The 12,070-nt window shown below is 64.9% G+C and carries 10 protein-coding genes; 8 read left to right on the forward strand and 2 right to left on the reverse strand.

What is annotated here, in order from left to right; all coding sequences use genetic code 11:
• Positions 1-40: 40 nt before the first annotated feature.
• A complete protein-coding gene (locus tag D619_RS0100225) occupies positions 41-1,633 on the reverse strand; it encodes a DUF87 domain-containing protein (RefSeq protein ID WP_017666539.1) in 1,593 nt (530 codons plus the stop codon).
• Between the two features lie 130 nt (positions 1,634-1,763).
• Between D619_RS0100225 and D619_RS0100230 the strand changes: the two genes are divergently transcribed.
• Positions 1,764-2,690: an SMP-30/gluconolactonase/LRE family protein gene (locus tag D619_RS0100230; protein WP_026090542.1), complete on the forward strand. Its 927-nt coding sequence runs from the start codon at positions 1,764-1,766 to the stop codon at positions 2,688-2,690.
• Positions 2,687-3,541 carry an alpha/beta hydrolase gene (locus tag D619_RS0100235; RefSeq protein WP_017666541.1) on the forward strand — a complete coding sequence of 285 codons (855 nt, stop codon included), beginning with the start codon at positions 2,687-2,689 and terminating at the stop codon, positions 3,539-3,541. Before D619_RS0100230 ends, D619_RS0100235 begins: the two co-directional genes overlap by 4 nt.
• A 149-nt stretch (positions 3,542-3,690) precedes the next feature.
• Here the strand turns inward: D619_RS0100235 and polA are convergent, their stop codons facing one another.
• Positions 3,691-6,453 carry a DNA polymerase I gene (gene polA, locus D619_RS0100240; protein WP_017666542.1) on the reverse strand — a complete coding sequence of 921 codons (2,763 nt, stop codon included), beginning with the start codon at positions 6,451-6,453 and terminating at the stop codon, positions 3,691-3,693.
• Between the two features lie 129 nt (positions 6,454-6,582).
• Here polA and D619_RS0100245 point away from each other — a divergent pair, with 129 nt between their 5' ends.
• The 6 genes from D619_RS0100245 to D619_RS0100270 all read left to right on the forward strand — a co-directional run bounded on the left by D619_RS0100245 (position 6,583) and on the right by D619_RS0100270 (position 11,970).
• On the forward strand, positions 6,583-7,185 hold the full coding sequence (locus D619_RS0100245) for a PEPxxWA-CTERM sorting domain-containing protein (protein ID WP_193743230.1): 603 nt from the start codon (positions 6,583-6,585) through the stop codon (positions 7,183-7,185).
• A gap of 87 nt (positions 7,186-7,272) precedes the next feature.
• Entirely contained in the window at positions 7,273-7,872 is a 600-nt protein-coding gene (leuD, locus tag D619_RS0100250; RefSeq protein WP_017666544.1) for a 3-isopropylmalate dehydratase small subunit, read from the forward strand.
• Positions 7,873-7,929: 57 nt separating this feature from the next.
• Positions 7,930-9,009: a 3-isopropylmalate dehydrogenase gene (gene leuB / locus D619_RS0100255; RefSeq protein ID WP_017666545.1), complete on the forward strand. Its 1,080-nt coding sequence runs from the start codon at positions 7,930-7,932 to the stop codon at positions 9,007-9,009.
• On the forward strand, positions 9,006-9,626 hold the full coding sequence (locus D619_RS16980) for a DUF502 domain-containing protein (RefSeq protein ID WP_020480348.1): 621 nt from the start codon (positions 9,006-9,008) through the stop codon (positions 9,624-9,626). Before leuB ends, D619_RS16980 begins: the two co-directional genes overlap by 4 nt.
• Positions 9,623-10,843 (forward strand): cation:dicarboxylase symporter family transporter, encoded by a 1,221-nt coding sequence (locus tag D619_RS0100265; protein ID WP_017666548.1) that lies wholly within the window; start codon positions 9,623-9,625, stop codon positions 10,841-10,843. The genes D619_RS16980 and D619_RS0100265 overlap by 4 nt, the downstream gene beginning before the upstream one ends.
• Positions 10,844-10,929: 86 nt before the next feature.
• Positions 10,930-11,970: an aspartate-semialdehyde dehydrogenase gene (locus D619_RS0100270; protein ID WP_017666549.1), complete on the forward strand. Its 1,041-nt coding sequence runs from the start codon at positions 10,930-10,932 to the stop codon at positions 11,968-11,970.
• Positions 11,971-12,070: the final 100 nt, after the last annotated feature.

A 12,070-nucleotide genomic window follows, 5' to 3' on the forward strand; every position in this document is an offset into this window, starting at 1 on the left:
CCCTCCCCCAGCCCCTCCCTGCAAGCAGGGAGGGGAGCTGTTACCGCGCGTTCGCCCGCCAGCGCGCGATCACCCGGTTCAGCATGTCGCTGTCATCCCCGGTCTTCACCCACAGTTCGCTGAACACCGGATCGTCGCTCATCGGCCGCTTGGCGGCTTCCAGTTCGTCCAGCCGCACGCGGATCGGCGCCGGCACGCCTTCGCCGGAAATGATGCACTCGCGGTTGCGCAGCGCCGGGATGGCTTCGAGCAGGCTGCGCCCACCTTCGGGCAGGGCGGCTTTCACGAAATCCTGGTCGCGCTCGTTGTTGAGCCGCAGGGAGACGATGGTGCCGCACTGTGACAGCGCGCCTTCGGCCAGATCAGACGGGCGCTGCGTCACCAGCCCCAGTGACACGCCATATTTGCGGCCTTCCTTGGCGATGCGTTCCAGCACGTCGCGCACCGGGGAGCGCAGCGAGATGGCGCGATTGGGGATGTAACGGTGGGCTTCCTCGCAGATCAGCACCACCGGTCGCTTGCGCTCGCCGCGCGACCAGACGGCAAAATCGAAGACGATGCGGGACAGCACCGACACCACGGCCGTGACGATGGTGGTGGGCACGCCCGAAAGGTCGATCACCGAAATTGGCTTGCCGTCCACCGGCAGGCGCAGGATGCGCGCGATGAAATCCACCATGGAATCATTGGAAAAGCGCCGATCGAACATGAACTGCTGGCGCGGATCGCGCATCACCTGGTCCAGCTTGTTGCGGATGCGGACATAGTTGGAAGCGTTCTGCGCCTCCGACATCTTGCCCATTTCGGCCTGCAGCGTATCGGTGAGGGCAGACAGCAGATAGGGGATCGGCGTGTCGGTGGTGACCGTCGCCAGCCCTTGCGCATAAACCGATTTGGCCCGCGCCATCTGCAGGCAGCGCGCCAATATATCCCGATCCATGTCGCGGGCGGCGCCTTCGCTGGTCAGCAGCACTTCGCAATGTTCTTCGAAGTTCATCAGCCAATAGGGCAGTTCCAGATTGTCGACATTGAACACCATGCCGGTGTGTTCGAACGCCTTGGCATATTCGCCGTGCGGGTCGATCATCACGACATGGCCTTCCGGCGCCTTTTCGATGATGCGGTGCAGGATCAGCGCGGTGCTGGTGGATTTGCCGGTGCCGGTGGAACCGACGATGGCGAAATTCTTGGAAAGAAACGTGTCGAACAACAGCGCGGCGCGCACATTGGCGGTGGGATAGACCACACCGATCTGGATGTGCGGGCGATCATCGCCGGAAAACACCCGCGCCGATTCCGGGCTGGTCATCGGATAGGCGAGGCTGCCGGCGCGCGGATAGACGCCGACCCCGCGGCTGAAGCCGGCGATGCTGCGGTCCGCCGCGATTGCCGCTTCGCCAACCAGATCGACCTCGGCGATGGCGACATTGTCCTGCCAGGTGATGCCGCGCAGGGTGGCCACCACCCAGCGCTGGCCTGATTCCACCTTTACCAGGCCGCCCAGCATGCCGGCGGCCGCGATCACCGAATCGGAATTGTCCTTCAGGCTGGCAGTGGCGGCAATATCGATGCGCAAGCGCAGATGGCCGGCGGTAACGCCCACCACTTCGCCAATCACGGTCTCTTCATGCATGGCGTTTCACTCCCTGGCCGGGCAGATGTGCCCATATTCCGGTTAAATTAGGCTGAAGCCCTCCCCAATTGCCGTGATTGCGCCGAAGCCCGGTCCGCGCCACCATGGCGGAAATCTGGGGAGGATGCGCATGACCGACTATTATCCGCACGTGATCGTGGCCGAAGGGCTGGGCTTTCCGGAAGGGCCGGTGGCGATGGCCGATGGCAGCGTGCTGGTGGTGGAAATCCGCCCCGGCCGCATCACCCGCGTGCACCCCGATGGCCGCACCGAAACGGTGGCGACACCCGGCGGCGGCCCCAACGGCATGGCGGTCGGGCCGGATGGCGCGCTGTATGTGTGCAACAATGGCGGCTTCGAATGGTATGAGCAGGACGGCATATTGCTGCCCGGCAATGCCGCCAGGGATTACACCACCGGCCGCATCGAGCGCATCGATATTGCCACCGGCAAGGTCGACCGCCTCTATGACAGCTGCGACGGCCACCGCCTCTCGGGGCCCAACGATATCGTGTTCGATGCCCACGGCGGTTTCTACTTCACCGATCTCGGCAAGCATTTCGATCATCACACCGATGCCGGCGGGCTGTTCTATGCCCTGCCCGATGGCTCCAGGATCACCCGGCTGATCCACGGGCCTGATCTGAACGGCGTCGGCCTCAGCCCGGATGGCAAGACGGTCTATGCCGCCTCCACCAGCCGCCGCGTCGTGCTGGCCTTCGATATCGTGTCGCCCGGCGTGCTGGCGCCGGAACCGCTGCCGGCGGTGCCCGGCCGTTACGTGACGGCGTGGGCCAACAAGACTTTCCTTGATTCGCTCGCCATCGAAGCCAATGGCAATATCGCGCAGGCAACACTGATCGAGAGCGCCGGGGTGACCAGCGTCGATCCGGCAACGGGCGCGCAGGAGTTTTTCCCTTTCCCCGATCTGCTCACCACCAACATCTGCTTTGGCGGGGCGGACATGATGGATGCCTGGGTTTGCCTGTCGACCACCGGCAAGCTCGCCAAATGCCGCTGGCCGCGACCGGGCCTCAAATTGCACTATAACGCATGATCTTGCAGGCCAACGGGCTGGACTTCGCCTGCGATGTCGCCGGGGAAGGGCCAGACGTGGCCCTGTGCCTGCACGGTTTCCCGGAATCGCGCTTTTCCTGGCGGTTCCAATTGCCGTTCCTTGCCGCGCAGGGCTGGCGGGCGGTGGCGCCTGATCTGCGCGGCTATGGCCAGTCGAGCCGGCCGCTTGGCAAGGCCGCTTACCATATCGATCATCTCGTCGATGATGTGGTGGGGATGTTCGACGCGCTCAAACCGCGCCGCAAACTGTTGGTGGCGCATGATTGGGGCGCGGTGATCGCCTGGGTGGTGGCGATGCGGCGGGCTGTCGATCTCGATGGGCTGATCATCATGAACGTGCCGCACCCGGCGGTGTTTGCCGATCTGATCCGCCACTACGCGCCGCAGCGGCGCAAGAGCTGGTATGTCGCCTTCTTCCAGATCCCGTGGCTGCCGGAATATCTGCTGCGCCAGAATCGTGCCGAGGGGATCGCCAAGGCCTTCCTCAACATGGCGATCGACAAGGGCGCCTTCCCGCCACACGTGCTGGAGGAATATCGCAGGAACGCCCTCATCCCCGGCGCGTTGACGGCGATGATCAATTACTACCGCGCCAATCTGGGCATTCTCGACGAGAAGGGGCCGCCCATCGACGTGCCGACGCTGATGCTGTGGGGCGAGGAAGACACGGCATTGGATGTGAAACTGACCGAGGGCTATGGCCCGCATGTGCGGGACTTCACGCTGGTGCGTTTTCCGGACGTCTCGCACTGGGTGCAGCAGGAAGCGCCCGTGCCGGTGAACGCGGCGATGCTGGACTGGCAGCGGGCGAAGGGGTTGGTGGCAGGCTAAAGAGCGCGCGCGCACCACGCACCCTCCCCCAGCCCCTCCCTTTGCAAGGGAGGGGGGCAGAACGGGCAATCACACACGCCTCCCCTCCCTGCTTGCAGGGAGGGGCCGGGGGAGGGTGCGGCGCAGCCGCCTTGACCAAGCGTCAAGCCCTAATGCGCATCCCCCCACGACGCGCCGTGGCCGATCTCCACGCCCAGCGGCACGGTCAGGTCCACCAGCGGCCGGTGCGCTTGTCCCATAACCGCGCGGATCACCGGCTGCACCGCCTCCACCTCGGCCTCCGGCACTTCGAACACCAGTTCGTCGTGCACCTGCAGCAGCATCTTCGTGCCTGAAAGCCCGGCTTCGGCCAGCGCGCCGGGCATCTGCACCATCGCCCGCTTGATGATGTCGGCGGCGGTGCCCTGCACGCGGGCGTTGACGACGGCGCGCTCGGCAAACTGGCGCTCGCCCTGGTTCTTGGAGAGGATCAGCGGCGCATGGCATTTGCGGCCAAACAGCGTGGTGACGAAACCGGCGTCCTTGGCGAAGGCAATCGTCTCGGCCATGTAATTGCGGATGCCGGGGAATCGGCTGAAATAGAGCTCGATATAGCGCGCCGCCTCGCTGCGATCGATGCCCAGCCGCGCCGCCAGGCCAAAGGCGGAAATGCCGTAGATGATGGAGAAGTTGATCGTCTTGGCCCGGGCGCGGGTGTCGCGATCGACATGGCCAAAGACTTCCTTGGCGGTGAGTGCGTGCACGTCTTCGTTCGCCGCATACACGGCCTTCAATTCCGGCACATCGGCGATGTGCGCGACCAGCCGCAATTCGATCTGGTTATAGTCCGCCGCCATGATGACGTTGCCAGGCGCGGCGACAAAGGCGTGGCGGATGCGCCGGCCCAGTTCGGTGCGGATGGGGATATTCTGCAGATTGGGATCGTTTGACGAGAGCCGCCCCGTGGACGTTGCGGCGAGGTGGAAATTGGTGTGCACCCGGTCGGTCGTCGGGTTGATCTGGGCCTGCAGCGCGTCGGTATAGGTGGATTTCAGCTTCGAATGCTGGCGCCAGTCGAGGATCTTCTGGGCAATCGGCGCGCCTTCCTCTGCCAACCGTTCCAGCTCGCTGGCATCGGTGGTCCAGGCGCCGGTCTTGCTGCTTTTCTTGCCGCCCTTGTAACCCAGCTTGTCGAACAATATCTCGCCGAGTTGCTTGGGGCTGCCGATGGTGAAGGGGCCGCCGGCCAGGTCGTGGATTTCAAGTTCAAGCCGGCTGATCTCGGCCTCGTAGAGCGCCGACAGGCGTGCGAGTTCGGCGCGATCGACCTTGATGCCGGCCATTTCCATCCGTGCGATCACCGGCAGCAGCGGGCGGTCCACCTGCTCGTGAATTGCCGTCACCTGTTCCTTCCACAGCCGGCGACGGAAACCCTGCCACAGCCGGAAGGTGACATCGGCATCTTCCGCCGCATAGTCGGTCGCCTTGCGCAGGTCGACCTCGGCGAAACTCTTCAGCCCCTTGGCGACATCCTTGTAGGCAATCGGCGTGTGGCCGAGATGGCGGGCCGACAGATCATCCATGCCGTGGTTCCAGCGCCCGGCATCGAGCGCATAGGAAAGCAACATCGTGTCGTCATAAGGGGCCAGCACCGGCACACCGTGGCGGGCCAGCACGATCAGATCATATTTCAGATTCTGGCCGATCTTCAGCACGGCCGGATTGGCAAACAGCGGGTTCAGCCGCGCGATGGTTTCCGCCAGGCCCAGTTGCGGCGGCCGTTCCGCGAACATGCCCTCGCCGGTGCCGTGAGCGACCGGGATATAGCAGGCCGTGCCCGGTGCGGTGGCGAGCGAAATGCCGACCAGGTCACAGCGCATCTGATCGGTGCCGGTGGTTTCGGTATCAACCGCCACCGCGCCCAGCCGGGTCGCCTCGGCGATCCACCAATCCAGCCGCTCCAGCGTGATGACCGTCTCGTAATCGGCGTGGGTGAAGGCGACCTCGTCCTCCACCACGGCTGCCGTTGACGGGCGATGGGTGTTGGGCGCCGGCCCGTTGGCGCCGCTGCTGCCCAGCTTGGCCAGCATGGCGCGGAAACCGTGTTTCTTCAGGAAGGCCGCCAGTGGTTCGTGCTGCGGTTCCTTCAGGGTCAGCGCGTCGAGCGGCTCCGGCAGCGGCAGATCATCCTTCAGGCGCACCAGTTCGCGCGACAGCCGCGCCATCTCCACCGAAGCGGCCAGCGTCTCCTTCAGCTTGGGCTTCCTGATCGCATCGATATTGGCGATCACGCCTTCGACGCTGCCATATTCGCTGATCAGCTCCGCCGCCGTCTTCGGCCCCACGCCCTTCACGCCGGGGATATTGTCGGCCGTGTCGCCCATCAGCGCCAGCACCTCGCCCACCTGTTCAGGCGGCACGCCGAATTTCTCGATCACCTCGGCCCGGTTGATGACCTGGTTCTTCATCGTGTCGAGCAGGTTGATGCCGGGCTCGACGAGCTGCATCAGATCCTTGTCGGACGAAACGATGGTGACATTCATGCCCGCCGCCCGCGCCGCCACGGCATAGCTGGCGATGATGTCATCCGCCTCCACCCCGGCCTGCTCGAAGCAGGGCACGGAAAACGCCCGCACCGCATCGCGGATCAACGGGAATTGCGGAATCAGATCCTCCGGCGCCGGCGGGCGATTGGCCTTGTAGCCATCATACATGTCGTTGCGGAACGTATGGCTGCCGGCATCGAGCACCACGGCCAGATGCGTCGGTGCCTCTGCCTTGTTGAGTTCGGCAATCAGCTTCCACAGCATCGCGGTGAAGCCATAAACCGCGCCCACCGGCGTGCCTTGCGGATCGGTGAGCGGCGGCAGCCGGTGATAGGCGCGGAAGATGAAGCTGGAGCCGTCGACCAGATAAAGATGCTGCTGCGTCATGGCCGCAACGCTAGCAGCATGGCGGCATCGGGGCGAGAGCGCAGGTGGCGACACGAAAGCTTCATTTTGGTGGTTAATTGCTTCGTAACCATCTCATGGCACAAGGCCCTCAACTCAGGGGGAATTTCCGTGTTGCTCAAGAAGTCTGCTCTCATTGTTGCCTCGGCGCTTGGCCTGCTTGCCGCTCCGTCGGCCGCCGTGACCCAGTTTGCCGGCAATGGCCATCTCTATGAATTTGTCGCGACCAACCTCAGCTGGCAGGACGCGCTGGCGGCTGCGGCTGCGGCCACGCCGATTGCTGGTTACACTGCGCACCTCGTCACCATCACGTCCCAGGGCGAAGATGATTTCGTCAAGGCGCTCACGGGCAGCGCCACCTTCGTCTGGGCCGCCGGCACCGACGAAGCGATCGAGGGCGTCTGGAAATGGGCCGCCGGTCCGGAAGCGGGCCAGACCTTCTTCCTGTTCGACGAAGGACCGGTGGGCTATGCCAACTGGAATGCCGGTGAACCCAACAATGTCGGCTCTGAGGATTATCTCCACTTCAAGGCCAATGCCGGCAACTGGAACGATATTTTCGCCACCTTCACCAGCGGCGGCTATGTGGTGGAATATAGCCCGAGCGGCAGCACCATTCCCGAACCGGCAAGCTGGGCGATGCTGATGGGCGGCCTGGGCCTGGTGGGTGCGGCCCTGCGCCGGCGGAGCAGCCGCAAGATCGTCGCGGCCTGAACAAACGCCAAAGGACACGGCACCGGCGGTGGATTCCGCCGGTCGCTTGTGCCATGTGATGCGCCGATCCTGACAGAGGCAATTCACGTGCAGCCCTTCACCACCCTTTCCGGCGCGGCCATTCCCTTCGGTGCCGCCAATATCGATACCGATGTCATCATCCCGGCGCGCTTCCTGAAGACGATCAGCCGACTTGGCCTGGGCAAGGGCGCCTTTGCCGCGCTGCGCGAGAATCCGGACAATGTGTTCGACAACAACGCCGGCGCGCCGATCCTGATCGCCGGGCATAATTTCGGCTGTGGCTCCAGCCGCGAACATGCGCCGTGGGCCCTGGCCGATCTGGGCATCCGCGTCGTGATCTCGTCGGGCTTTGCCGACATCTTTGCCGGCAATGCCTTCAAGAATGGCCTGCTGCTCGTCACCCTGCCGCAGGATCAGGTGGACCGCTTGATGGAGGTGGCGCGCGACGGCTTGGCCGTAACGGTCGATCTGGAAAACCAGGTCGTCACCACGCCGTTCCAGGATCGGTTCGAATTCGCCATGGATCCGTTCCGCAAGCAATGCCTGATCAGCGGGCAGGACGAGATCGGGCTGACACTGGCCATGGCTGGCGCCATCGGCGCTCACGAAGCCCGGCTGGCGGCCGAACGGCCGTGGATCGCCGGCGCCGCCCGGCACGTGGCCTGATTGGCAGCGCCATTCGACCCGGTTGGCAGCGCAGCGCGTTGCCGTTAAGGGCAAGGCATGACCAAGACCCTTCTGCTCCTTCCCGGTGATGGCATCGGCCCTGAAGTCACCGCCGTTGCCCGCCGCGTTGCCGGCCGCCTGATCACCGGCGGTCTTGATCTGGCCGTTGAAGACGCGCTGTTCGGCGGCGCCAGCATCAATGCGACCGGTGTGCCGCTCACTGGCGAGACGCTGGCGCGGGCCAAGGCTGCGGATGCCGTGCTGATGGGGGCCGTGGGCGGGCCGCAATGGGCCAGCCAATCCTATGACAAGCGCCCCGAAGCCGGGCTGCTGGGCTTGCGGGCCGGCATGAACGTCTATGCCAATCTGCGCCCGGCGCGCTGTTTCTCGGCGCTCGCCGATGCCTCGTCGCTGAAGCGCGTGCATGTCGATGGCCTTGATATCCTGTTCGTCCGCGAATTGACCGGCGGTGTCTATTTCGGGGCCCCGCGCGGGGTGGAAACCCTGCCCGATGGCCAGCGCCGCGGGGTGAACACCCATGTCTATACCACCAGCGAGATCCAGCGCGTTGCCCGCATCGCCTTTGAACTGGCCCGCACCCGCACGGGCGCTGTCTGTTCGGCGGAAAAGGGCAATGTGATGGAAGCCGGGCTGATGTGGCGCGAGGATGTGCAAAGCTTGCGCGACGCCGAATATCCCGACATCAAGCTGACCCACATGCTGGCCGACAACATGGCGATGCAGCTGGTGAAATATCCCAAGCAGTTCGACGTGATCCTGACCGACAATCTGTTCGGCGACATATTGTCGGACGAAGCCGCCATGCTCACCGGCTCGCTCGGCATGCTGCCGTCGGCCGCAATCGGTGAACCGGGCAAGCCCGGCCTGTATGAGCCGATCCATGGCTCCGCCCCCGATATCGCCGGGCGCGGCGTTGCCAACCCCTGCGCTTCGGTGCTCAGCCTCGCCATGGCCTTGCGCTACAGCCTGGGCGCACCGGAACTGGCCGACAAGGTGGAAGCCGCTGTCGAAGCCGCGCTCGACAAGGGCGCGCGGACGCCGGATCTGGGCGGCACCATGTCCACGGCGGCCATGGGCGACGCCATCCTGGCCAATCTTTCCCTGGCAACTCTTTGATCCGCAAGTTTCTCAGCCCCTTTGCGACCGGGCTGCTGTTCCTGGCACCGGTGCTACTGACGCTGATCCTGCTCAACTGGCTGTCCGGCTATCTGATTGCCGCGCTGGGGCCGGAAACCCCGCTGGGCCATATGCTGGGCGCGGCCGGCATGATCTTCACGCCTTCACCGCTGGCCGCCTTCTGGGCTGGCATCGGCATGGCGGCGCTGCTGGTGTGGGTGGTGGGGCTGCTGGTGCAAACGCGCTTTCGCCAGCGGCTGGAGGGCGGGCTGGATGGCCTGATCGCCCGCATTCCGGTGCTGGGGCCGCTCTATCGCCCGCTGGCGCAGTTCGTGCGCATGATGGGCAGCAGCCCTGGCGGCGAGATGAGCGGCATGTCGGTGGTCTCGGTCCGCTTTGGCGAGTCCGTCGAGGCGCTGGCGCTGCTCACCAGCCCACGTCTGCATGATTTCGGCCAGGGCTCGCGCTATCTCGTCCTGATTCCCACCGCGCCGGTGCCGGTGGGCGGCGGCCTGTTGTTTGTCGAGCCCAGCCGGGTAAAGCCCGTACCAACGATGGGCGTCGATGATCTCGCCAAGCTGTACGTGACCATGGGCACGCTGGAGGCGGCGAAATGAACCTCACGCTACGCATTTTCCTGGCGCTGCTGGCCGGGCTGGTGGTCGGCGCGCTGTTGCCGGCTGACATCGGCAAGCCGCTGCTGCCAGTGACGGACGCCATCGGCAATCTGTGGTTGCAGGCGCTGCAGATGACGATCATTCCGCTGATCGCCGGGCTGCTGTTCACCGGCATCGCGCAATCCGTGGGCCAGGCCGGCGGCGGCAAGGTGGCCGGGCGGGCGCTGCTGGCGTTCCTGGCGCTGCTGATCTTTTCCGCCCTGTGGTCGATGATCTTCGTGCCGCTGCTGCTGGATTGGTGGCCGGCACCGCCGGCTGCGGCCGCGGCCATCGTGGCCAATAGCGCCGGCGCGGCGCCGGTGGGTGATATCAGGATCGATGTCGGCAAATGGCTGCTGTCACTGGTGCCCGCCAACATCTTCGATTCCCTGGCCAAGGGCGACATGCTGCCGGTCGTCACCTTCATCGCCCTGTTTGCGCTGGCCGCGACCCGGCTGGACGATGATCGCCGCCGCAATCTCGTCGGCCTGTTCGATGCGGTGAAGGATGCCATGCTGGTGCTGGTCGGCTGGATCTTCGTGATCGCGCCGCTGGGCGTGTTCGCGCTGGCGGTGAGCGTCGGCATCAAGGCCGGGCTCGGCGCGTTCGGCCTGCTGGGCCATTATATCGCCGTGCTGGTTCTGGTGCAGCTTGGCCTCATCATCCTCGTCTATCCGCTCGCCGTCCTGTTCGGCCGCGTCGGCCCATTGGCCTTTGCCCGCGCCGTGCTGCCAGCCCAGGCCGTGGCCGTTTCCACCCAGTCCAGCATTGCCAGCCTGCCGGCGATCTTTGACGGGGCGGAACGGCTGGGCCTGCCGGAGGCCACCAGCCGCGTGGTGCTGCCGCTGGCGGTGAGCATCTTCCGCATCACCAGCCCCTGCGCCAATGTCGCCGTCGTCCTCTATTGCGGCCATCTTTACGGCATGGATCACACCGCGCTGGCCTATCTGGGCGCGCTGCTGGCCGCGCTGGTGGCGGCCGTCTCCACCGGCGGCCTGCCCGGCTCCATCACCTTCCTCGCCGCCTGCGTACCGATCGCCAACGCCATGGGCGTGCCCATCGCCGTGCTGCCGGTGCTGCTGGCGGTGGAACTGGTGCCCGACGTGTTCCGCACGCTGGGCAATGTCACGGCCGATCTGGCGGTGACGGCGATATTGTCGCGCAACCGCAGCGCCTGATCGGGCCCCTGATTGCTGCATTGCAATATTGGCAGTCTGGACTCTGCGGCCTGATGCGTTAACAGCACCGGCGCAAGGAGCTGAACATGGGTTACAAGGTCGTTGTTGTGGGCGCCACCGGCAATGTCGGGCGCGAAATGCTGAACATCCTGGCGGAACGCCAGTTCCCGATCGCGGATATTGCCGCCGTGGCGTCGTCGCGCTCGGTGGGCGACATGGTCGAATTTGGCGAGACCGGCCGCGAGATCAAGGTGCAGAACCTGGAGCATTTCGATTTCACCGGCTGGGATATCGCCCTGTTCGCCGCCGGCTCCGGCCCCGCCAGGATCTATGCCCCCAAGGCCGCTTCCCAAGGCTGCGTGGTGATCGACAACAGCAGCCTGTTCCGCATGGATCATGATGTGCCGCTGATCGTGCCGGAAGTGAACCCGGAAGCCATCGATGGCTACAAGAAGCGCATGATCATCGCCAATCCCAACTGCTCGACCGCGCAGATGGTGGTGGCGCTGAAGCCGCTGCACGATGCCGCCATCATCAAGCGCGTGGTGGTGAGCACCTATCAATCCGTGTCCGGCGCCGGCAAGGACGGCATGGACGAGCTGTTCACCCAGAGCCGCGCCATCTTCGTGGGCGACGAGCCGGTGAACGAGAAGTTCACCAAGCGCATCGCCTTCAACGTCATCCCCCACATCGACAGCTTCCTGGGCCCTGACAGCGGCATGGACGGCTACACCAAGGAAGAGTGGAAGATGACGGTGGAAACCCGCAAGATCCTCGATCCCGATATCGAGGTGACGGCGACCTGCGTGCGGGTGCCGGTGTTCGTCGGCCATTCGGAAGCCATCAATGTGGAATTCGAAATGCCGATCACGGTCGCCAAGGCGCAGAGCCTGCTGCGCGAGGCACCGGGCATCATGCTGGTCGACAAGCGCGAGGACGGTGGCTACGTCACGCCGGTCGAATGCGTGGGCGATTATGCCACCTTCGTTTCCCGCGTGCGCAAGGATCCGACCGTGGAACATGGCCTGGCGCTGTGGTGCGTGTCGGACAATCTGCGCAAGGGCGCGGCGCTGAACGCGGTGCAGATTGCCGAGCTTCTGGGCCGTCGCCACCTGAAGAAGGGATGAACCAAGCGGGGCGGTTTTGCGGCGCGCGTCGCCGCAATTCCCTGAAATTGCCCAATTTGGTTCAGCCGGCGGCCATGCGCGCTGTCACATAACGGCCAGG

The sequence above is a fragment of the Sandarakinorhabdus sp. AAP62 genome (genome assembly GCF_000331225.1).
GTDB lineage: Bacteria > Pseudomonadota > Alphaproteobacteria > Sphingomonadales > Sphingomonadaceae > Sandarakinorhabdus.

Bases quoted from the DNA above. Each gene is read 5' to 3' on its own strand.
- D619_RS0100225 (WP_017666539.1), bottom strand. From the start codon at position 1,633: ATGCATGAAGAGACCGTGATTGGCGAAGTGGTGGGCGTTACCGCCGGC.
- D619_RS0100230 (WP_026090542.1), top strand. From the start codon at position 1,764: ATGACCGACTATTATCCGCACGTGATCGTGGCCGAAGGGCTGGGCTTT.
- D619_RS0100235 (WP_017666541.1), top strand. From the start codon at position 2,687: ATGATCTTGCAGGCCAACGGGCTGGACTTCGCCTGCGATGTCGCCGGG.
- polA (WP_017666542.1), bottom strand. From the start codon at position 6,453: ATGACGCAGCAGCATCTTTATCTGGTCGACGGCTCCAGCTTCATCTTC.
- leuB (WP_017666545.1), top strand. From the start codon at position 7,930: ATGACCAAGACCCTTCTGCTCCTTCCCGGTGATGGCATCGGCCCTGAA.
- D619_RS0100265 (WP_017666548.1), top strand. From the start codon at position 9,623: ATGAACCTCACGCTACGCATTTTCCTGGCGCTGCTGGCCGGGCTGGTG.
- D619_RS0100270 (WP_017666549.1), top strand. From the start codon at position 10,930: ATGGGTTACAAGGTCGTTGTTGTGGGCGCCACCGGCAATGTCGGGCGC.